Consider the following 23,093-nt stretch of genomic DNA (forward strand, 5'->3'; position numbering starts at 1 on the left):
AGGTGGGGAGAGGGACTTCTCCAATTCGATGCTGCGCTACTTCTCTGCCTTCTTTTCAATGACGTCGAGCAACCGACCGAGCAATCGCTGGGTCGCTTCCGGCGCGGCCGCGCTAAGGTTGTACCGGTCGTACTGCCGGCGGATCTGGTCGCTGGTGAGTAGCACGCCGTGCGCGCGGACGCTGGCGGCGAAGGCGTCGGCGGCCGCTTCGCGATCGGCGATCGGACGCACCTCGAGGCTCGCCGCGGTGAGCAGCCGCTGCTGGCTCTCGGGCGTGCCGAGTGACTCGAGCGTGGCGAGCGACGCGTCGCTGCCGCCGAGCCCGGCGAGCATGGCCACGCGGTCGGCCCGACGGTCGAAGCCGTAGAAGGCGGGGCCGTCGGCGACCAACCGAGCAATCGCTTGCTGGGCCGCTTTCGCTTGGCCAAGTCGTTTGTCGGCGTCGGGCCAATCGGCCGGCGCCAAGGCGACCAGCCGCTCGGCGAGCGACGCGGTCGCTTCGGGCGAATGCGGACGCGGCAGGGCGATCACGCGGCCCGTTTCGCCCCCTTGGTCCTCGGCGACCCGCTGGGCCTCGTAGAGCCGGCTGTCGGCGGCGAGCACCGCGATCGGCACGAGGGCCGTCTCGGGCGATCGCCGCAGGCGGAAGATTGTCTCGCGGGCGCCTGGCAGGCTTACCGACATGTCGACCAGCACAAGCCGGGTGTCGGGTGACTCGGTCGCGATGCGGAGGGCGTCGTCGCCGCGGTTGGCGGGGACCGCGACATACCCGGCGCCAAGCAGCCAACCGGCCGTCTCGCCGGCGCGCGCCAGTTGGGGCGAGGCGATCACCGCGGCGTCGTCCCCCTCAGAGGCGGCGAAGTACAGCAGCGTATCGGCCAAGCGGCTGGAGCCAGCGAACGGCTGCCGCGGGTCGATGGCGAGGATGGCTTCGGCGGCGGCGAAGCGGGTCGAGGGATGGGGCGCCTCGAGCGCCTGGGCGAGCGGCGCGACGCCCCCGCCGGCGACCGCCAGGGCGGTCGGGTCGGCCCGCTTGCCGAGCGCTTCGCACGCCAGCCGGGCCGCGTGGTGCAACTGGTGCTCGAGCGCCGCGCCGAGCACCAGCGAAAGGTCGGAGGTCGAGCTCGCGTCGGGGGACGCCTCGGCGCCGGTCTCGAGGGCCAACAGCAGGGCTTGGCGGGCGGCTCGTTGGTCGGCCGGATCGAGGGCGGCCCGATCGGCGGCGAGCCGCGCGGCGAGCTGAACATCGAGATTCAGCGCCGCCGAAACCCCGTCTGAAAACAGCACGGGGCCCGCCAGCAGCTCGGTAATCGCGGCGTCGAGCCGCCGTTTGGCGTCGCCGATTGTCGGGATTCGGCCGGTTAGCTTGCCGTAGGCCCAGCGGGCGGCGTCGCCGGGGGGGCCGGGCTCGAACGCCCGGCCGGCGACCAGGGCCGCGGCGATGGGCGACCGCGTGCGGCCCAGCTCGGCCAGCCGGCCCAGGGCGTAGGCGGCTTCGGCAGCGACGTTCGGGTCATCACTGCCGGTCGCCTCGAAGATCGCCGGCTGGCTAATCGGGTCGAGCGCCACCAGCGCCTCGCGCAGGCGGGCGCGGATGGTGTCGTTGTCGGTCTTGGCGAGTTGCTCCATGCAGTAGGCGACACCCGCGGCGCCGGTCTCGCGGAGCGAACGGATGGCGTCGATCGCCTGGTCGCGCTCGCCGCTGAGCCGTTCGACGAGCGACTCGAGCCGTGCCGGCGAGGTGGCGGCGGCATGGGCGGCGGCGAGCGCCTTGTCGACCACCGGCGCCGCGGCGGGCAACTCGCGGCCGAGCCGTGTCAGCGCGGCCGTACCGACCGTCTCGACGAGGTCGGCGTACTGGGCATCGGTCAGGCCGAGGGCGTTAAGTTCGCTGACGATCTGGTCGGCCTGGGCGGCGGCGCCGAGGTCCACCAGCGTTAGCGCCGATTGGACGTAGTGCTGGGGCTCGGTCCGTGGCAGGGCGAGCGTCGCCTCGACGGCGGGGCTGGCGGCGCCCGCGACGCTCGACAGCAGGGTCACCGCGATCGCAGCAAGGAACGTCTTCATGCGGGGGCCTCCTGGTTCATGCCGAGCCGCTCACGCCACGCCGCGACTTGTTGGGCGACGAATTCGGGCCGCGTCGAGCCGACGCTGCGGAACGCCTTGACCGCTTGCTCGACGCCCAGGACGTCGTACAGCGACTCGTCCAATTGGGGGCAGTCTTCCTGGTAGGCGGCGAGCGGCAGGTCGGCCAAGCGGACGCCCTCCTTCATCGCGGCGCCAACCAGCTTGCCGACGATGCCGTGGGCGGTCCGTTGCGGCACCCCGAGATGGATCAGGTGCTCCATGAAGGTCGTCGCGTCGAGGTAGCCGCGGTCGAGCCTTTCGGCGATCGACTCTCGCTTCAGCTCGGCGCCCGCCACCAGCGGGGCCGCCAATTCCAGGCACATGCGGACCGTGTCGGTGGCGTCGAAGACCCGCTCTTTGTCTTCTTGCAGGTCGCGGTTGTAGGCGAGCGGCAGCCCCTTGGTGAGCACCAGCAGGCTCTGGAGCGAGCCGATCACCCGGGCCGATTTGCCCCGCGTCAGCTCAAGCACGTCCGGGTTGATCTTCTGCGGCATGATCGAGCTGCCGGTGCAGAACGCCTGCGGCAGCTTGAGGAAGTTGAATTCGGTGGTGCTCCAAAGGATCCACTCCTCGGCCCACCCCGACAGGTGCACCGCGATCAGCGAGAGGGCCGACACGTACTCGATCGCGAAGTCGCGGTCGCTCGACGAGTCGAGGCTGTTGGCCACGAGCCCCTCGAACTGCAGGTCGTCGGCCACCATCTGGCGGTCGATCGGGATCGTCGTGCCGGCCATCGCCGCGGTGCCGAGCGGCAGCTGGTTCACCCGGCGGCGGCAGTCGGCCAGCCGGTCGCGGTCACGCTGGTACTTCTCGACGTAGGCGAGCCAGTAGTGGGCCGCCAGCACCGGCTGGGCCCGCTGTAGGTGGGTGTAGCCGGGGAGGATGACCCCCTCGTCCTGGGCGGCCCGGCCGACGAACGCCCGCTGCAGGTCGGCGAGCAGCAGGTCGAACCCGTCGATCGCCTCGCGGACCCACATCCGGAAGTCGGTCGAAACCTGGTCGTTACGGCTGCGGCCGGTGTGGAGCTTGCGGCCGACGTCGCCGATGCGGTCGACGAGGGCCCGCTCGATGTTCATGTGGACGTCTTCGAGCTCTTGCTTGAACTCGAAGCGCCCCGCGGCGATCTCCCAGCCGATCTGGGTGAGGCCCTCGATGATCTGGTTCTTCTCGTCGTCGGTCAGGACGCCGACGGCGGCGAGCATCGTCGCGTGGGCGACCGAGCCGCGGATGTCCTGCTGGTACATCCGCCGGTCGTAGGAGACGCTCTCGCTAAAGGCCTCGACACGGGCGTCGGTGGCGCCGTCGAAGACGCCCCCCCACGGCTTGGCTTGGTTGCCCGCCTTGTCGCCGGCGTTGTTATCTTGGTTTTCGCTCGGTGGGGCCACTCGCCTGTCCCGCCTAAGTTGCCTGCTACCGACCCAGGCGGGGGTCGCTTACATGCGCCCCATCGGCCTCGGCTAGTGTGACTCACCCTAGATTCAGGGGGGTTTGCTGTCAACGAGCGGCGGGCAGCCGACGCCCAAGAATTAGGCACGTCGCCCCGCGACTGGGGGGCGATGCGAGTCCCTGCCTGTTAATTCTTTCCGCTGGCCAAGATCGGGCTCAAGCCGGCGAATCCGGTGGGGGCACGCCACGGTCCGCCGCCCTCCCGCCACGCACTCGCCGACCGATCCCTCACCCCCAATCGCCGCCATGAGCGCCTTCTTCGACCTCGTCCGCGAGATGCCGCCTCCCTTCAACATGATTGTGCTGGTGGTGGCGATCGGCAGCGCGGCGGGCGTCGTCAAAGCCCTCGTCAAGCAATTGCGGGTCTACGCCGACAACGACGCCGATCGTCGACTAAAACGAGACCTCGTCGATAGCGGCCTCACTGTCCCCGAGGTCGAGCGGATCGCCGCGGCGAAAGTGACGCGTGACTTGGACCCCGCCTGCAACTTGGACCCCGCCTGCAAATAGCCCGGCGGCAAACCGTTCCCACCCACCGCCCGACACGCCATGCCTGCGATCCTCGCCGAGCTCATCAGCGACTTTACGCCCGACCAACGTTTCACCTTGGTGATCGTTGGCGTCGCTTGTCTGACCGGGGCGGTTGTCGTGCTCGGGATCATGGCGTTCTCCTCCTGGTGCTGGATCCGGAGCCGGGAGCAACGCACCGAACTGACGCGTGACCTGCTCGACCAGGGGAAGTCGGCGGAAGAGATCGAGCGGATCCTCAACCCGTCGGACGGCTTCACCAGGAGCATGGAGAACTGGTTTGGCGGCGGTCGCCGCAAGCGATAGCGGCCGCGTTTGGCACGACGATTGCACCTGCGCTCTAGCGAGATAACGCACGCCCCCGCCGCAGCCTCCCCCCCGCTGCCTGCGTGTTTGAAGTAAAAAGACGGGCTCCGCTCGCGGCGCCCGTCACCCCACCTCTCGCCCTCAGCGAATGAATTCCATGCGCCCGTTGCTCATTGTTTTAGCAGGCGCTTGCGCCTCGATCGGCACCTCGCTCGTCGTCTGGGGCGCCTTGCGCCTCAACGAAGAGCCGTACTGTGAGGTCCTCAACGGCGGCTTGGTCCGCACCACCGCCTCGGAGGCGCAGGTCAACGTCGCCGTCTCTCACGTCCTCGAATCGAACCGTTCACAGGCCCCCTCAGCCGAGAAGTCGTACGTCGCGAGCAACTACCGCGAGGCGGCCGACGCTTGGTTTTCGCGGCCCGACGTTTTTGGCCAGAGCTACGAGCGCGCCAGCCGGCTGGAACGCGAACAGGTCGACAGCGAGGGGTCGTCGATGCGGATCGAAGTGATTCGTGGCGTCGAGATGCCGACGCTCGTCTTCATGGAGCACGCCACCCCCGACGGGCTGCGAAGCCTGACCCAGCAGCTGGCCAACGAGTTGGCGACCATGGGAGTACCAGAGCGCTGAGCCCCCGCACCGGGGGCGAATCGGGCGGAGCGGGCAATTCGGGGAACTTTTTGCGGTTCGACCCCGCCCCGGGGCACACTAACAGGGCAGACGCCGGCCGTTGCCGGTCTCTCCGCCCCCTTAGTGCGAGCGAGCCCTCACTTGTCGACGCCGTCCGACCCGCCGCTTGCTGAACCGTCACGCTGGCCAACGCCACGCGCCGCCGCCCTCCCCGCACGGCCGGCGCCAGCGCGCGGCGGCGCCTCAACAACTGGCGGCCTGCTAGAGACCGACGGCGAACTGCTGCGGCTCTTCACCCGGCACGACGACGCCGCGGCGATCGACCGCCTCATCGACCGCCACGCCCCGATGGTGTGGCGCGTCTGCCGGCAATCGCTCCGCCGCCAGCAAGACGCCGAAGACGCCTTTCAGGCGACGTTCCTCCAGCTGGTGAAGGGCGCCCGCCAGATCGGCGCCAGCGAGTCGGCCGCCGGCTGGCTCTACCGCGTCGCCTACCGCACCAGCCTGCGGGCGCGGAAGCGGCTCGCGGCCCGCCGCGAGGAGGCGCTCGCCCTCGACCCGACGGCGCCCCCCGAACAAGAGTTCCCCGACCTGTCGCGTCGGTGGACCGCCGGCGTGCTCGCCGAGGAGCTGATGCAGCTCCCCGAGCGTTACCAGACGCCGCTGGTGATGCGTTACCTCGAAGGCCAGAGCCGCCGGGCGATCGCCGAGGCGACCGACCTCACGATCGCGACGGTGCAAGGCCGCCTGGCGCGGGGCAAGCAGATGCTCCGCCGCCGACTGATCAGCCGCGGCGTGTCGCTGTCGGCGGCGATGGGGGCGCTCGCGGTCGATCCGAAGTCGGCCGGCGCCACGGTCCCGACGCAAGTCGTGCTGCAAACGACCTCGAACGCCACGGCCGTGGCGACGGGCGGCTCGCTCGCCGCCTCGGCCGCAGTGGTTTCCCTCTTCCAGCAAGGAACCCGAGCGATGCTCTTCGCTTCGCTATCGAAACCGCTAGTCGTCGCCACCGCCTGCGGCGTAGCGGCGCTCGTCCTCGCCGCGCCGCCTGTTGAATCGACCGTTACAACTTCAAGCGATGGCGTGGTTCTCACCGCGGCGGTCGAGGGTGAAGAGGCGGAGACGCCGACGGCAACGCTACAAATCGTTGCGAACGACGCAGCGAGCGAAGGCGAGCCGGGAGCGTTAGCGACGGTAGTGAGTCGAGTGTATCTCGTTGCGGATATTGTCCAGGCGCGTGCGATGACGGGTGAAGTTGTTGAACAAGAGAAGCTGCTTGAACAGTTAGCGAAGGAGATTGAACAGATAGCGGGCGTTGAATCATCGCCAGTAAGTCAACCGGCAAACTCGATCCTTGTCTTGAAAGCGAGTCGTGAAGCGTCGCAAGCAGTTAGTGACTACTTGCAGATGCTTCGTAATCGCATGCTCGATGGACGTCTTAATGCATATCCGCCATCGGTAGAGCCGGAAGCGTCAGCGCCCGGAGTTGCAGCGCAGGTGGGTGGCGGGGGCGCTCCGTCAGGAAGCCCCCGGACGGCGGAGTCCACCTCACCGCCAACGGCGGGCTTCAACTCCCGTGACGGTGCGGTGACGCTCGCGCAAGGTTCCACTCCGGCTGCCGCAAAAGCCGTTGATAACACCGCTCCGAATGGCTTCGTCGCCGAGTTCAAGCCGGGAGAGCTCGCGCCGAATGTCCGTTACGGCGACGCCCTCGGACCCGACGGCGAGCCCCTCTCCGACGCCAAACAGGGCAAGATCTTGTTGAAGAGGTGGGCGGAACGCGCCGCCGCCAACCCACCGCCAGCCGATGGGGAGCCAACGGTCAAAGAACTTCATCTATGGCACACTTACTGGGAGCAGAAATACGACATCCTCCGCCGACGCACTCGTCTGCTTCTTGAGCCGTTTAATGGAAAGTCGTACGACCAGATGACGGAGGAGGATCGACTCCGCAATGCCGAAGCGGAAGAATTGATGGCCGATATGTACAAGGCCAGAGCCGAGACGCTGCGCTACGAGCGGGAGTTAAAGCTGCGGGCGTTGAACGAAGGCGAGCCGGAAGCGTCAGCGCCCGGAGTGGAAGCGAAAGACGATTCGACCAAGAAGCTTGTCCCATCTCGTGGAATCATGCGTCTGGAGGAGGCGAAAGCCCTCGCTGACGAACGTAGCGACATTCAGATCGAGGAGAGTGACCTCAAAGGGGTGAATGGCGAACGCTTGGCCACCGTCACGGAGATGGTCCCCGCCACGATCGCAGAAGCTAGGAAGCGGCAAGGGATCGAGATTGAGCGCAATGCGGCTGCGGCCAGAGCCCAAGCTTATGAACAGAAGCGAAAGGCGTTGGTGATGGAGCTCCGCACCGCGGCCGCCAAGGATGAAGACGCCTTGCGATTAGCGAAAGAGATCCTGCTCGCCGAGAGCCGACACCAAGCGGAACTCGCCCGTGTCGAGCAACTCCAACGCCACCTCGAAGTGGGAGAAGAGAAGGTCGACGGGCGCCGGAGCATGAACCGCGCGTATGGCCATTCGGTCGAGACGCTCCAGCAAGCGTTGAACGAGCGGCTCGCGCCGGAATTCGCGATCGAAGTGGATGGGGATTACGGCCCCGCCACTGCGAGCGCGGTGGCGAGATGGCAACGGCAGGCGAAAGTACCCGCCACCGGTTTTGCTGACGACGTGACACGAAACTCATTGGATTTGGCGGACTCGCCGGTGGAAGTCCCTCTCGCTTGGTACGAAAACCCGTTCAATCAGGTTGAAGGCGTGGTCGGCCTGGCAAGCCAACTACATGGCCTACGGAACCAGATCGAGCTTGGCTTGCGTCGACGAGTTCATGAAACGACATGGCGCAACGAGCCGCTTAGCCAAGAGGACCAGTATCTCCAGTATGAGCTTGCGCAACTGCAAGCCAACTTCGACAGTCTTAACAAAACTTTACGGGGGATGGGTTTTAACGAGCCGATCGAGTTCAGTGTCTACTCCTCACCGCGTAGCAAGCAACGTGAAGAAACGACCTTAATCGACGAACGGGATGCCGTTGAGCACGACGAAGCGTCGGCGCCCTCCGCAAGCGACGCCGCTGCCGTCCCTGACACCGGCCCCGTCTACGTGGTCGGCACTTACTCCGGCGCCGACGGCGCGCCGCTGACCGTGACGGTCGAGCCGACCGCCGAGCCGATCACGCTGGTCCTCTGCGCTTACTACTTCCAGGACTGGCGTCTCGAATTGAAAGAGGGCGCCGAGCTCGGCCGCGTCATCGTCGCCGGCTACAACGCCCAGCGGATCGACGACCTGAAGAAGTCGCTTCCCGCCGGTGTGCCGCTCGACGTTTACACCTACTTCCCCACCAAGGGGGCCCGCAACGACACGCCCCGCCCCGAGTCGATCGGCGACCGCGCCTACTTCTGGGCCTTCAAGCCGACGAGTGAGGAGTACTTCGACCTGGTCGAGAAGATCAAGACGCTGACCGGCCGTGATGTGGCGTCGTTTGTGGGCGAGTATCAAGGCGATTCGTTCACCGTTAGCAGTGAGCCAGCGACGCCAGCGCCCCAAGACGACGCCGCCAGCCTCTCCAAAGACGGTTGGAAGGCGTTCTTCTCGCGCGACCACGCGGCGGCGGAGAAGCTGTTCCGCCAAGCGCTCGCCGCCGATCCGGACGACCTCTCCGCCGTCAACGGGCTTGGCTTCTCGCTGCTCAACCAGGGGAAGCACGAAGAGGCGAAGCCGCAGTTCGAGCGTTTCCTCGCCGAGTCGCCCGACGCACCCGGCCCGCTGAACGGCCTCGCCCGCTGCCTCGAGGCCGAGGGAGACATCGACGGCGCCGTGGCGATTTGGGAACGGCTCGTGGCGGCCCAGCCCGACGTGTTGATTGACCCCGTGTACTCGCTCGCGCGCGTCTACGAAGCCCGCGGCGAAACGGAGAAGGCGGCGCCGCTCAAGAAGCGGATCGCCGCCGAGCAGCCGAACCCTGCGGAGTATCAAGAGCTCTTGAAGCAGCAGACGGACTTGGCCGAGGCTCCTCCTCAGGAAGCCGCGCTGAGATCGGAGTCGATGAACCGCCTCAAGGATCTCGGTCTGGCCTTGCTTAACTACGAGAGCGACCGTGGCCATTTACCGCCGCCGGTCGCCATCAACCGAGAGACGGGTAAGCAGAATCCGGGACTTAGTTGGCGCGTCGAGCTGCTGCCCCTCTTGGGGCATCAGGACCTCTACGACGAATTCCATCTCAACGAGCCGTGGGACAGCCCCCATAACCTCACGCTGCTGACGAAGATGCCCGACGCGTTCCGCGACCCGCGGAGCACGCATCCACAAGAGGCAGGCAAGACCAACTACCTCGCCTCGACAGGGCCTGGCGCCTTCATGGAGAAGGGGAAGTCCCGTCAGTTTAGGGAGTTCCGTGACGGAACCTCACGGACGATCGCGTTGCTTGAAGTGGCCGACGAGCACGCCGTCGAGTGGACTCGGCCTTCCGATTTTGACACGTTGCTTCACGCCCCAGCGCCGCGGCTCGGGATCGGGTCTTTTGAGCCGGGCAAGTTCCTCGCGAGCTTTGTCGATGGCAGCATCCATCAGATCGGCGACGACACTTCAAGCGAAGATCTGCGGAAGATGCTGCTGATCGATGATGAGGCGAGCAATGCGGCGCCCGGCGAATCGGGTGACCGCTATGGGTCAGGTTTTGGAGCGTGGAGAGACGCAGCGCCAAGCACGCAAGGGCAAGGAGATTCGGGGTCTCCGACGGAGGCGGCCATCGACTCCTCGTACGACGATCCGACTTCGCCGCAATTGGAACCCTCCGCCGCGGCCCTGGAAATCGACCCCTTCGGGCCGAGGCTCTCACGCCAGGGCGCCCTCACACAAAAACTTGCCGAGAGGGTTCCCCTCGAACCGTCGGTCCCCGGCGACTCCGGTTCTTACCCCGAGCAGAGCTTCAAGTACGGCGCGTCGGTCTATCAGTTGCAGCGGCGGCTGAACGACGTGCTCTCGCCTTCGCCGCGGCTTAGCGTCGATGGCGACTACGGACCGCAAACCGAAGCGGCAGTAAAGCGTTTTCAAAAGCTGCGTGAGCTTCCCGAGACCGGCTTTGCCGACACCGCGACGCGCGAGGCGCTGGGTTTTGTCGAATCCAAGACAGCTCAGTACGGCCCCGGCTCGACGATGAAGCAGGGCCAGTGGCGTGTGTTCCACGAGCCTTCACAACTCGACCCTGCGGGTTGGTGCGTGATCGCCGAGCTTCGCGACGGCGAGCATCTGCCCGTCCTGCTCCCCGGCGACAAACGGCCCCGCCCTCATCTCCGACGGGAAGGGGACCCCGGCAGTGGCAAGTTCCGCGTCGTCGATCCCGGCCACCCGGACGACGGGAAGGTGATCTCGGGCGGCTGGGCGGGCGAGGTTGTGGAGGTCCGCGGCGAACGGATCAATGTCAGCACGCTGAGCAACGGTCCGACCCGTGACATCGTGCTTGTCCTGATCCGCGGTGAACAAGGCCGTGCGGCGGACGAGCTAGCGGAGAGCCTGCCCAATCACCGCTTGGCGAGACGGCTGCTGTATGAGCAAGCAAAGCCAATCGTGAGCCCTAAGCGCCAGCGCCGGGAGTGAATCACAAGCAACTCACGCGCGAATCGATCTTGTCGCCACTCCCGCCCTTAACTCGCGGCGGCCCCCAATTGCATCGAAGAGTTGAGCGTTTCTCCGAGTCACTCCCGGCGCTGGCGCTTAGGGCTCCCCTTGTAGTTGTTGGGGGTTGGTGGCGGTGTTGGGCATTCGCTGCCCGGCTCGCTAGCGGGATCGCCTCGCAATCCACTTTGGGAAACTGATCTTGCTCGCCGGTTCTGCCGATTCTATTTTCCGATTAACCGTGCGGGGGACCTACTACACGGCGGGCTTGTGGGCCTGCCTCTCCGCCGGGAATGTCGTGCATCGGAGTTGCGACAATGGCTGCCCAGCCGAAGAGTGCTGCGAAGAACGCCGCGAAGCCTGTTCAGTCCCCCAAAGCCAAGCCCGCCGCCGCTGCGAAGCCGGCCGCCAAGGCCCCGGCTAAGAGGGGCAAGTAACGGCCACGCGTTCTTAAAAAACGCGCGGAATTCAACGAGGCGTCGCGGGCTCGCCCGCGGCGCCTTGTTTTTTTGTCGAGACTGCGGATCGCCCTACAGCGCGGGCGGAGAGCCCTGAGCGTCAGCGACGGGAGTAGCGTTACGGCAGGCTTTGGTTCCCGGTTGTTCAACTCCCGGCGCTGACGCTTAGGGCTCCCTGACCAACGCGCGAATGTCGCTGGCTTTAGTCCAGCATGATTGTTGCGGCTTGGTCGCCGCGGACGGTGGGCTTCGAGGTTGGTTTCGCCTTCGGCGCGGTGCCCCGTTCGTGTTGGTTCCACCAGAGGTCGGCCTTCTCGACGCCCCAGCCGTCGTTGGCCACGATCTTTTCGAGCCGCAGCGCCAGCTCGCGGGCCGTCTGGGGACGCTTCGCGCGGTTCTTGTCGAGGCACGCTAGCAGGGCGTCGTCGAGTTCTTCGGGGAGCTTCTCACCGCGTACTTCCGAGGGCGGCAGCGGCGTTTCCGTGAGGTGCATCTGGGTCAGCTCTTGGAGGTTGCTGGCCTCGAAGACAACGCGGCCGGTTAGCAAAAAGTAGCCCACGGCGCCGACCGCGTAGAGGTCGCTACGGGCGTCGACGGTGGCGGGCGCCTGGATCGCCTCGGGGGGCATGTAGAGCGGCGTGCCGGCGATGCCGGTTTGGCCGTCGCCGCCGATGTCTTTGACGAGGCCGAAGTCCAGCACCTTCACCACGTCGGGGTCGGCGCCGCGGCGGTTGAGCATGAGGTTCGCCGGCTTGATGTCGCGGTGCACCAGGCCCATGGTGTGCGCTTCGTAGAGCGAGCCACACATCTGCTGCAGAAGGTCGACCACGCGCCCCACCGGCTGCGTGCCGTACTGCTCGACGAGGTCCTGCAGGCTGATGCCGTCGAGGTACTCCATCGCGTAGTAGAAGAGCCCCTCGGGGGTGTGCCCGTAGTCGAAGATCGCCACGGTGTTGGGGTGGCAGAGCTGGCTGGTGATCTGCACCTCGCGCTCGAAGGCGGCGAGCGCGTCGGGCGTCACTTTGTTGGGCTCGATCATCTTCACGGCGGTCGGCCGGCGGAGCATGGCGTGCTTCGCCTTATAAACGACCCCCATCGCCCCGGCGCCGAGGCGCTGCTCGAGGCGGTACTGGCCGAGCTGCTGGGCCTCGATCGCCGCCTCTTGCGCCTCGCGACGCAGCCGCGCCACCTTGAGCGTGAACAGGAAGATCGCCAGCGAGCTGAGGCCGAGCAGCGTGAACAATCCCCAGAACGTGCGCCGGAGAATGATCAGGGGGCGGTAAGCCTCGGCGGCGTTGATCTCGGTGGCGACCCCGAAGTCGTACTCCGGCAGCCAGGTCCAGGCGCCGACGACCGGCACGCCCCGGTAGTCGCGGTAGCCCTCGACGTCGGCGGCCGTCTCGCCCGCGGTGGCGCTGGCGACCATCCGAGTGGGGGGCAGCTCGAGCCGCCGCTTGGTGGGGCGGAAGCCGCTGGGGATGCTCCCGCCTGGGTCGCGCACCAACAGACGGAGGATGGATCGGCTCCCCGGCTCGTCGGGCAGCAGGCCAAGGAGGATCAACTCGTCGTCGAACCGGCTGCTGGACAGCATCCGCCCCTCCTTGTCGAACGCGTAAGTCTCGCCCGACTCGCCGCTCCGGCCGAGCTGCAGGATGCTGCTGAACTCTTTGTCGGGTCGGAGGCGGAGCCCCAGGGCCGCCACGACTTGGAGGTTCTCGTCCACGATCGGCGCGGCGACAAACATCACCGGCGTGCCGGTCTGGACGCGACCGATGTGGTCCTTGAGCGGCAGGACGCTCGGCATCGGTCGCGACACGACCGATTGACCATCCAGGGCGCGCGTGAAGAACTCGTCGATCGCGCTGTCGGCGGCGAGGTCGTCGCGGCCGACCGCCTGGACCGAGGAGGCGGCGCGGATGACCTTTTGCTCGTCGAGCAGGAAGTAGCCATCGTACCCGTGGGAGTTCATGCCGGGGCGGATCGCCTCGCCGAGCGCCTCGGCGGCGTCGGCTTTGCCCGTCAAGAGTTGCGTCGTCAGCTCTCGGACCGCCGAGGAGTTCGCCAGCGACGCGGCGTTGCGTTCTTGGCTGTGGAGCCAGGTGCGGAGCATCGCGACCTCGACGTCGCGGAGGGTGGTCAGCTCGGAGGTGAGCGACGCCTTCATGGTCCGTTCGATCGCTCCCCGGACAAACAGCCCGAGGGTCGTCAGCAGCACGACGGCGATGATCGGCCAGACCCAGATCTGCTGCTTGAGGAACGAGCCGGCCGAATGCAGCGTCCGGCTCACCGAGTGCGACGCCCACGTCATGTGGGCCTTGTAGGACGAGGCGTCGGTCCTGGCGGGACGGAAGGGCTTGAGGGGGGGCATAGCGTTCAACGCGTCGAGAAGAAATCCGAATCCGGCGACAACGGACCCCTCGCTTGTGGAAGCCCGATCAGCGTCCCCCCATAGTAATCCGCCGCCTGCGGCGCCCCACGGGTGATGGCGTATTCGCAGCAATTCGCGTTGGCGAGACGACTACGCCGCGAAATCGAGGCCGTGCCCCCCGTGCCGGTCCTCCGCTTGGCGTGGTATTTTAGGCCGGTTTGGCCGTTCCCGGTCGATTCGCACAGGCGGTCGCCCGCCCCCAGCGCGGGGTGAACGCCGCCTCCAAAAATCCCTCTGCTTAGCGACCCGCCCGCCGATGCCTCGCCGCGACGACATCCACAAGATCCTCCTCCTGGGCTCCGGGCCGATCGTCATCGGTCAGGCTTGCGAGTTCGACTATTCCGGCGCCCAGGCTTGTAAGGCGCTCCGTGAGGAGGGCTACGAGGTCGTGTTGGTGAACTCCAACCCGGCCACGATCATGACCGACCCGTCGATGGCGGACCGGACCTATATCGAGCCTCTCACCTGGGAAGTCGTCGAGAAGATCATCGAGCGCGAGAAGCCCGACGCCCTGCTGCCGACCCTCGGCGGGCAGACGGCGCTCAATCTGGCGATGGCCCTCGACCACCACGGCGTGCTCGCGAAGCACGGCGTCGAGATGATCGCCGCCAAGGCCGACGTCATCGACAAGGCCGAGAGCCGCGAGCGCTTCAAGGCGGCGATGGGCAAGATCGGCCTCGACGTCTGCCGCGGCGAGACCGTCACGACGGTCGACCGCGCGCGCGAGGTGCTGGAGACGATCGGCCTGCCGGCGGTGGTGCGGCCGAGCTTCACGATGGGGGGCAGCGGCTCGTCGATCGCCTACAACCGGGCCGAGTACGAGCAGCTGGTGCGCAACGGCCTCGAGGCGTCGCCCACCAGCGAGGTGCTGGTCGAGGAGTCGATCATCGGCTGGAAAGAGTACGAGATGGAGGTGATGCGCGACGCGGACGACAACGTCGTCATCATCTGCGCGATCGAGAACTTCGACCCGATGGGGGTCCACACCGGCGACTCGATCACGGTCGCCCCCGCACAGACGCTCTCCGACAAGGAGTACCAGCGGATGCGCGACGCCTCGCTGGCGGTGATCCGCGAGATCGGCGTCGAGACCGGCGGCTCGAACATCCAGTTCGCGATCAACCCGGACGACGGCCGGATGATCGTGATCGAGATGAACCCACGGGTGAGCCGTTCTTCGGCGCTGGCGTCGAAGGCGACCGGTTTCCCGATCGCCAAGATCGCCGCGAAGCTCGCCATCGGGTATCGGCTGCACGAGTTGCCCAACGACATCACGCGCGTGACGACCGCCTGCTTCGAGCCGTCGATCGATTACGTCGTCACGAAGATCCCGCGGTTCGCGTTCGAGAAGTTCCCCGAGGCGGACGCCACGCTCACCACGCAGATGAAGAGCGTCGGCGAGACGATGGCGATCGGCGGCACGTTCAAAGAGAGTTTTCAGAAAGCCCTGCGGGGCCTCGAGGTCGGGGCGTTCGGCTTCGGCTGCGACACGAAGGACCTCTGGTACGGCCCCAACGGCGAGCCGGGCGCCGACCGCCCGAGCGCCGACGAGATCGAGGCGAAGCTCACCGTCCCCACCGCCGAGCGGGTCTGGCACCTCCGCTACGCGTTTAAGAGCGGCATGACCGCCGGAGAGATCTTCCAACTCACGAAGATCGACCCGTGGTTCCTCGACCAGCTGCAGCAGATCGTCGAGACCGAGGAGGAGCTGCGCGCCGCGGCAACTGGCGAGCCCCCGACGTCAGTCGGGGGTGGGGCGTCGCAACCACCGACCACGAACGTGGCCGGCTCGCCATCGCTCGGCGCGCTGAGCGACTCATTGCTTTGGAAAGCCAAACGCTACGGTTTCTCGGATCGCCAGCTAGCGACGATCTTCGGCCGTAGTGAGATGGAGGTCCGCCGCGACCGCGAGGCGCGCGGCGTCAAGCCGGTCTACAAGTCGGTCGACACCTGCGCCGCAGAGTTCGAGGCGCAGACGCCCTACTTCTACTCGACCTACTGGGGGACCGAGGACGAGACGCCGGCGAAGAACGCCCCGGCGAGCCCTCGACGTCAGTCGGGGGTGGAACCCGCCACAACAACGAAGCCGGGTAGTACACCGACCACGAACGTGGCCGGCTCGCCGACCAAGCGTGTGGTCATTTTGGGCGGCGGCCCCAACCGGATCGGCCAGGGGATCGAGTTCGACTACTGCTGCTGCCACGCCAGCTACGCGTTGCGTGAGCTCGGCATCGAGTCGGTGATGGTCAACTCGAACCCCGAGACGGTCAGCACCGACTACGACACGAGCGACCTCTTGTTCTTCGAGCCGCTCACCGTCGAGGACGTGATGAACGTCTGCGAGCGGGTCGAGGCGGACGGCGTCATCGTGCAGTTCGGCGGGCAGACGCCGCTGAACCTGGCCCGCGCGCTGCAAGACGCCGGCCTGCCGATCATTGGCACGGCGGTCGACGCCATCGAGGCGGCCGAGGACCGCGAGAAATTTTCCGCCCTGGTCGACCGCCTTGGCCTCCGGCAGCCCGACAGCGGCATCGCCCGCACGCCGGCCCAGGCGCGCGAGATCGCCGAGCGGATTGGCTTCCCGGTGCTGGTGCGGCCGAGCTTCGTGCTCGGCGGCCGAGCGATGGAGATCTGCTACGACAAGTCACAGCTCGACCGCTACGTCGCGGCGGCGTTCATCGCCGCCCAGGGGCAGCCGGTGCTGATCGATTGCTTCCTCGAAAGCGCCACCGAAGTCGATGTCGACGCCATCTGTGACGGCGAGACGGTCATCGTCCCCGGCATCATGGAGCACATCGAGGAGGCGGGCGTCCACTCCGGCGACTCGGCTTGTGCGATCCCCGCCTACAGCCTGACGGCCGCCATGCAGGCGGAGATCCGCGAAGCGACCGATAAGCTCGCCCGCGAGCTCGGCGTCCGCGGTTTGATGAACGTGCAGTTTGCGGTCGTTGATGAATGCGATCCGGCGTCATCGTCGACAACCGTCTGGACGAATCCGGTGCTGTACCTCATCGAGGTGAACCCGCGGGCGAGCCGCACCGTGCCGTTCGTCGCCAAGGCGACCGGCATGCCGGTGGCGAAGATCGCCGCCAAGGTGATGGCGGGCGTGTCGCTCAAGGAGCAAGGCGTCACCGAGGACCCCAAGCCGCAGCACGTCTCGGTCAAGGAGGCGGTCTTCCCGTTCGTCAAGTTCCGCGGCATCGACATCGTCCTCGGCCCCGAGATGCGTTCGACCGGCGAGGTGATGGGGATCAGCCCCAGCTTCGCGATGGCCTTCGCCAAGAGCCAGCTGGCCGCCGGCACGGTGCTGCCGCTCCAAGGGAACGTCTTCTTGTCGTTCGCCCCGCGGCACAAACAGCGCGGCATCGAGCTGGCCAAGCGCCTCTTCGCCCGTGGCTATGGGATCCTCGCCACGCCCGGCACCTGCGACGCCCTCGCCGCGATCGGCGTCACGGCGACGCGCGTCAACAAGCTGACGCAGGGCCGGCCGAACCTGCTCGATTATCTGGCGGAAGAAAACGTCGCCCTGGTGATGAACACGCCGATCGGCAAGGGCGCCCGCACCGACGAAGGGAAGATCCGCGCCGCCGCCACCTCGGCCGGCGTGCCGGTGCTCACGACGATCGAAGCCGCCGAGGCCGCCGTCACGGCGATGGAAACGCTCGCCAGCAGTGAGATGCAGGTCGAGAGCCTGCAAGAGCGGTTCAGCCAATAGCCCTGGCGAGCCGCGAGCGTCAGCGACCGGAGGGAACCGCGAATGGGCGCGATTGATAAAAAGAAAGCTGGCCCACGAATCGCACGAATAAGCACGAATCAGTGAGGTTCTTATTCGTGAAGATTCGTGCGATTCGTGGGCTCTAAAACTATTCGCGCCCATTTGCGGATCCCTCCGGTCGCTTACGCTCCCGGCTCGCCTTTTTTGAACGCTCAGCCGCGGATCGCCGCCATGAATCGCTCGAAAAGGTAGTGGCTGTCGTGCGGGCCGGCGGACGCTTCGGGGTGGTACTGCACGCTGAACGCCGGGGCGCCGTCCTTGGCCGAACCGGTGTGCGAGACGCCCTCGACCGAGTCGTCGTTTAGGCTGCGGTGCGTCACCTTGAGCTCGGCCGGCAGCGACTCGGGGTCGACCGCAAAGCCGTGGTTCTGGCAGGTGATCTCGACCTTGCCGGTGGTGAGGTCCTGCACCGGGTGGTTGGCGCCGCGGTGGCCGAACTTCATCTTGTAGGTCTTGGCGCCACAGGCGAGCGACAGCAGCTGGTGGCCCAGGCAAATGCCGAAGATCGGCTTCTGGCCAACCAACTCACGGACCGTGCCGATGGCGTACCCGACCGGCTCGGGGTCGCCGGGGCCGTTCGAGAGGAAGACGCCGTCCGGCTCGCGGGCCAGGATGTCGGCCGCCGACGTCGCGCCGGGCACCACGGTGACACGGCAGCCGCGGCCGGCGAAGTGCCGGGGGATGTTCCACTTCATGCCGAAGTCGAGCGCCACGACGTGCGGTCCTTCACCGCTGGCCGAGTCGCCCGAACCGTCGAGGTTGGTCCAGGCGCTCAGCGGCTGGCTCCAGGCGAGCGATTCCTGCGGGGTGACTTCGCTGACGAGGTCACGGCCAACGAGCCCGGGGCTCGCCTTCGCCTTGGCCACCAAAGAATCGTCATTGAGGTCGGTCGTCGAGAGCACCCCCCGCAGGGCGCCGGTCGAGCGGAGCCGCCGGACCAGGGCGCGGGTGTCGATGCCGTCGATCGCCACGACGCCGTGGTGCTTGAGGTAATCGCCCAGCGACTGCTCGCTGCGGAAATTGCTGGCGAGGCGGCTGTTTTCGCGGACGACGAACCCGGCGACCTGCGGCTTGCTGCTCTCGGCGTCGGCGTCCGAGGCGCCGTAGTTGCCGATCATCGGGTACGTCATCGTGACGATCTGCCCGTGGTAGCTCGGGTCGGTCAGCACCTCCTGGTAGCCGGTCATCGAGGTGTTGAAGCAGACCTCGCCGTCGGTCTCGCCGGGGGCGCCGATCGAGTTGCCGGTGAAGACCGTGCCGTCTTCCAGAGCGAGTTTGGCGGGCTGAGGCATCGGAGTAGCTGCTGAGGGTCGAGTGACGGATGGCGGCTCGCCCCCCTGGCGGCGGCGAGCCGGTCTATTCTCCGCGGCCCCGCCAACCGCTTCAACCCACGGCGGCGGTCCTCTGGGGCGATCCTCTGGAGGCTAGCGCCGGCCTCCCGGGGCTAACGCCGGGTTTACGGTACGCTAAGTGCACCGCCTTCGCGACTTCTACCCCCTCGCCGGAACCCTTCATGCTCACCTACCAATGCGACTGCGGCGCGACGCTCTTCTTCGACAGCACCCATTGCGTGGCCTGTGGCCTCGATTGCGGCTGGTGTGACAGCTGCCGCCGCATCGCCTCCGTGAAGGTGGCCGACGGCGTCAAGCACTGCGGCAATCCTGACTGTGGGGTGGTCGTTTTCCCGTGCGTCTCGGCCGTGAATTGGTCGGCGTGCAACGCCTTGGTCGGAAAGGAGGGCAACCTCTGCCGGTCGTGCGTCACGACCACGGACCTGCCCGACCTGTCGCAAGGGATGCACCTCCCGCGCTGGCGGCTGCTCGAAGAGGCGAAGCGCCGGCTGATCTACGACCTCGACCGACTCGGGATCGCTTGGGAGATCAACCAGCCGAACTTGACGTTCCGCTTCCTCGCCGACACGCCCGAAGAACACGTCATCACGGGGCACGAGAATGGCGTCGTGACGATCAACCTGGACGAAGCCGATCCAGTCGCCCGCGAGAAAGCACGGCAAGAGTTCGGCGAGCCGCAGCGGACCCTCATCGGCCACCTCCGCCACGAGGCGTCGCACTACCTCTGGCAGACGCATGTGCAGGGCCGAGACGAAGCCGCATGCGTGCGGCTGTTCGGCGACCACAACAACCCGTCCTACAGCGAGGCCATGCCCGCCTACTACGAGCAAGGCCCGCCGGACGACTGGGCCGAGCACTTCATCAGCGCCTACGCGTCGAGCCACCCGTGGGAGGACTTCGCCGAAACGGCGGCTTTCTATCTCGACATGCGTTCGGTCGTGGAGACTGTCGGCCAGCACTTCGGTCGGAACAACGCTCCCGTGGGGCGGCAATCGTGCGACACGCTCCTCGCCAATTACAGCGAGGCGGGCTTTGGGCTGAACGAGGTCAACCGCTGCCTGGGGCTCACCGACGCGTTGCCCGAGGTGGTGAGCCCGCCGGTGGTGGAGAAGCTGCGCTACATCGATTCGCTGCTCAGCCGGCCCGTCGGCTGAGTCGCACGAAGATCGCTCTAGCCCCCGGCAACACCCTCGCGCGAGTCGGACCCCGGGGTGGCGTCGGCGGGGGCGCCAAGCGCCTCCAGGTGGGCCGCGGCGTCGTGGAGGAACTGCTCGAGGTCGTCCGCGCTGGCCGGCTTGACGAGGTGCCGGTCGAAGCCCGCCTGTTGCGAGCGGATGCGGTCGTCTTCCTGCCCGTAGCCGGTCAAAGCGACGAGGTAAGCCGACGCGACGCGGTCGTCGGCGCGGATCGCCGCGGCGAGCTCGAACCCGTCCATCCCGGGCAGGCCGATATCGAGCAGCGCGGCGTGCGGGCGCCACTCGATGGCCCTCTCCAGCGCCGACGGGCCGTCGTGGGCGGAGCGGATCTCATGATCACCGAGCTTCTCCATCAGCTTAGTGAGCATCCAGGTCGCGCCGACGTTGTCGTCGACGACGAGGACCCGCAGGGGCGAGAGCGACAGGGTCGGTACGCGTTCGGCGGCTGCCTCGGCTGCCTCCTCACCCTTCGGTTCGGAAAGAGGCATCTCGACCGTAAACGTCGATCCCAAGCCGGTGCCGGCGCTGTGGACCGACACCGTCCCCCGATGCAGCTCGACGAGTTGCTTGACGACCGTCAGCCCGATGCCCAGTCCCCCTTGCGATCGATCGATCGAGTGGTCGGCCTGGGTGAACAAATCGAACACCTGCGGCAGCAGGTTGGCATCGATCCCGATCCCATTGTCGGTGACGCTCACGACCGCTTTGTCGGGGGTCGCTTCGAGGCGGAGGTCGATCTGGGCGCCGCTGTTGGAGTACTTCGACGCGTTGTTCAGCAGGTTGCCGATCACCTGCGAAAGCCGGACCGTATCGGCGTTGACCCAAACAGGCCCCTCGGGAACCGACACGCGGAGTCCCTGGTCCCGTTGGCGGACAACCCCCTCGACACCGGCCGCCGTCCTTTCGACGAGGGCTGTCAGGTCGAGCACCGATCGGCGGAGCTCGATCTTGCCCCGCATGATCCGCGACACGTCGAGCAGGTCGTCAATCAGACGGACCATCTGATCGACCTGGTGGCGGACCACGTCGAGCTGCTCGGCGTCGTACGCCTGCTCGCGGGCGATGAGGTCGAGCCCGTAGCAGATCGGCGCGAGCGGGTTGCGGAGCTCGTGGGCGAGCATCGCGAGGAACTCGTTCTTCCGTTCGTCCGCTTCCTTCAGCGCCAGTTCCGCCGTTCGTTGCTCGGTGATGTCGGTGTTGGTGCCGAGCCAGCGGACGATCTGGCCCGCTTCGTTGCGGATCGGCAGCGCCCGGGAGAGGAACCAGCGATACTCGCCGTCCTTGCTCTTGAGCGGGAAGGTGTCTTCCCAGACCTCACCGGTGTCCCAGTGCCGCTGGACCTTTTCGACGACGCGATCGACGTGATCGGGGTGTTGGACGGCGCGCCAGCCCCACCCCTGCATCTCTTCGAGGGTGGTCCCCGTATAGTCGTACCAGCGCTTGTTGTACCAAAAGAGCGACCCTTTCGGGTCGGCCATCCAGGCCAGCTGCGACATGTTGTCGGCGAGCGTCCTGAACCGGTCCTCGCTCTCTAGCAGCGCGAGCTCGGACCGCTTCTCCTCGGTGATATCGCGGGCGATCTTCGACGCCCCGATGACCCGGCCGTGGTCGTCGAAAACCGGCGACACCGTCAGTGAAACCTGGATCCGCTCTCCGTCCTTCGTCATCCGCTCCGTCTCTAAGTACTCAAGCCGCTCCCCAGCGCGGAGACACGCGAGGATGTGGGCCTCTTCAGAGAACTTATCGGGTGGGACGATTAAATAAATCGGCTGGCCGATCGCTTCTTCGGGGGGGTATCCGAAGAGCCGCTCCGCGGCGCTATTCCAGCTGCGGATGACCCCGTCGAGCGACTTGCTGATGATGGCGGTGTTCGACGACTCGACGATCGCGGCGAGCACCCGAGCCGCGGCGAGATTCTCGCCCGTCTCGATCTCGGCTTGGCGGCGTTCCCGCACGTCGCGGAAGACCAGGACGCTCCCCTCGATCTCACCGGAGGTTGAACGGATCGGCGCGGCGCTATCGTCGATGGCGATCTCCGTGCCGTCGCGGGCGATCAAGACCGCATTGACCTCCAGATCGACCACCCGGCTTTCCTCGATGGCGCGCCTTGCCGGGCTGACAATCGGCTCGCGAGTCGTCTCATCGACAATCGCGAACACCTCGTCCAGCGGCCGCGTCAGTGCGTCGGCCACCGGCCACCCGGTGAGCTTCTCGGCCACCGCATTCATGCCCGTGACGATTCCGTCGGGGTCGGTCGTGATCGTCGCGTCGCCGATGCTGGCGAGCGTCACCCGGTAGAGCTCCCGCTGCTGGGCGACCGCGGCGGCGGCCCGGGTCTTCATCCGCAGGTTCCGGTTGATCGCCCACAGGAACGCCATCACCCCAAGGACCGCTAGCAGGCCCGACGAGAGACCGACAACCAGGGCGTTCCGGAAAGAACCGCGGCGGGCCCTGATACGGGATTGAAGGATCAACCGCTCTTCGGTGTCGGCTTCGCGGAGACGCAGGGCGATCGCGCCTGCGAGCCGGTTGGCGTCGGCGAGATCGGCCTCGGGGACGAGGCCGCCCAAGTCCCGGCCCTCGTCACGAGAGACCCGCAGGGCGGCCTGCAGCGCCTCGACGTCGTCGGAGATTGCCGCCACACGGTCTTGCTGAGACGCGTTGTCGACGGTGAGCGATTTGAAACGCTGGATCTCGTTGCGAGCCGCGTTGAAGACGCCGATGAGGTCAGAATCGATGTCTCCCGCGCCGGTCAACAGAAACGTCCGTTGCCTCGCCTCCGCTTCGTAGAGCCGAGTCCGCAGTCCCGCCACGGCGTCCATCACTTCGTGCGAATGGGCGACCCAGTCGGCGTCGTCGTTCAGCCGCCGGATGTTGTCCAGCGTTAGCGCGATGCCCGCCACGAGCAGGCAAATAAGGGCCGCCGCGACCAGGAACCAGCGTTCCCCCCCGGCGGTCGGGGGGGCTACGGTTCTATCCGCTCCGGCGCTCGTTGAGGGGGCGGTCTGAGTAGGCAACGCGGCGTGGGTGTCGTAGCGGGGCTGGCTAGTTAAGGACAATTAATCGCAAAAACCCGCCTGCTCCCCCGTTACAGGAAAAACAGCCGGGCTGTCATAGGCCGACCAAAAGCGTGTCCGCGAGCGATTGCGCTAATACGTCAATTGTACAGCGGCGATCCGCACGTCAAGATGCATCCCCCCCGAATTTACGGGGGATACGAACTCTATCGA

11 protein-coding genes are annotated in these 23,093 nt (G+C 66.7%); 6 read left to right on the plus strand and 5 right to left on the minus strand.

The window, feature by feature from the left end; all coding sequences use genetic code 11:
* Positions 1–36: 36 nt before the first annotated feature.
* The gene (locus Pla108_RS07700) at positions 37–2,067 is read right to left on the minus strand and encodes a hypothetical protein (RefSeq protein ID WP_146444275.1); all 2,031 of its coding nucleotides are present in this window, start codon (positions 2,065–2,067) and stop codon (positions 37–39) included.
* Positions 2,064–3,512, minus strand: a complete 1,449-nt coding sequence (gene argH / locus Pla108_RS07705) for an argininosuccinate lyase (protein ID WP_146444276.1) — start codon at positions 3,510–3,512, stop codon at positions 2,064–2,066. Before argH ends, Pla108_RS07700 begins: the two co-directional genes overlap by 4 nt.
* A 307-nt stretch (positions 3,513–3,819) precedes the next feature.
* Here argH and Pla108_RS07710 point away from each other — a divergent pair, with 307 nt between their 5' ends.
* The 4 genes from Pla108_RS07710 (at position 3,820) to Pla108_RS07725 (ending at position 10,636) form a co-directional block, all read left to right on the plus strand.
* The gene (locus Pla108_RS07710) at positions 3,820–4,083 is read left to right on the plus strand and encodes a hypothetical protein (protein ID WP_146444277.1); all 264 of its coding nucleotides are present in this window, start codon (positions 3,820–3,822) and stop codon (positions 4,081–4,083) included.
* 39 nt (positions 4,084–4,122) lie between these two features.
* Entirely contained in the window at positions 4,123–4,407 is a 285-nt protein-coding gene (locus Pla108_RS07715; protein WP_146444278.1) for a hypothetical protein, read from the plus strand.
* Between the two features lie 157 nt (positions 4,408–4,564).
* Entirely contained in the window at positions 4,565–5,035 is a 471-nt protein-coding gene (locus Pla108_RS07720) for a hypothetical protein (RefSeq protein ID WP_146444279.1), read from the plus strand.
* A gap of 141 nt (positions 5,036–5,176) precedes the next feature.
* Positions 5,177–10,636, plus strand: a complete 5,460-nt coding sequence (locus tag Pla108_RS07725) for a sigma-70 family RNA polymerase sigma factor (protein ID WP_146444280.1) — start codon at positions 5,177–5,179, stop codon at positions 10,634–10,636.
* 678 nt (positions 10,637–11,314) lie between these two features.
* Here Pla108_RS07725 and Pla108_RS07735 read toward each other — a convergent pair.
* On the minus strand, positions 11,315–13,480 hold the full coding sequence (locus Pla108_RS07735; protein ID WP_146444281.1) for a serine/threonine protein kinase: 2,166 nt from the start codon (positions 13,478–13,480) through the stop codon (positions 11,315–11,317).
* A gap of 316 nt (positions 13,481–13,796) precedes the next feature.
* On the opposite strand from Pla108_RS07735, the gene carB reads away from it, so the two are divergent.
* A complete protein-coding gene (carB, locus tag Pla108_RS07740; protein ID WP_146444282.1) occupies positions 13,797–17,255 on the plus strand; it encodes a carbamoyl-phosphate synthase large subunit in 3,459 nt (1,152 codons plus the stop codon).
* A gap of 212 nt (positions 17,256–17,467) precedes the next feature.
* On the opposite strand, the gene carA is transcribed toward carB, so the two are convergent.
* Positions 17,468–18,607 (minus strand): glutamine-hydrolyzing carbamoyl-phosphate synthase small subunit, encoded by a 1,140-nt coding sequence (gene carA / locus Pla108_RS07745; protein ID WP_146444283.1) that lies wholly within the window; start codon positions 18,605–18,607, stop codon positions 17,468–17,470.
* Between the two features lie 221 nt (positions 18,608–18,828).
* Between carA and Pla108_RS07750 the strand changes: the two genes are divergently transcribed.
* Positions 18,829–19,821: a putative zinc-binding metallopeptidase gene (locus Pla108_RS07750; RefSeq protein ID WP_197526340.1), complete on the plus strand. Its 993-nt coding sequence runs from the start codon at positions 18,829–18,831 to the stop codon at positions 19,819–19,821.
* A 17-nt stretch (positions 19,822–19,838) separates the two neighbouring features.
* Here the strand turns inward: Pla108_RS07750 and Pla108_RS07755 are convergent, their stop codons facing one another.
* The gene (locus tag Pla108_RS07755) at positions 19,839–22,922 is read right to left on the minus strand and encodes a PAS domain S-box protein (RefSeq protein WP_197526341.1); all 3,084 of its coding nucleotides are present in this window, start codon (positions 22,920–22,922) and stop codon (positions 19,839–19,841) included.
* Positions 22,923–23,093 lie beyond the last annotated feature (171 nt).

Source organism: Botrimarina colliarenosi, from assembly GCF_007859955.1.
In the GTDB taxonomy this organism is placed as follows: Bacteria; Planctomycetota; Planctomycetia; order Pirellulales; family Lacipirellulaceae; genus Botrimarina; species Botrimarina colliarenosi.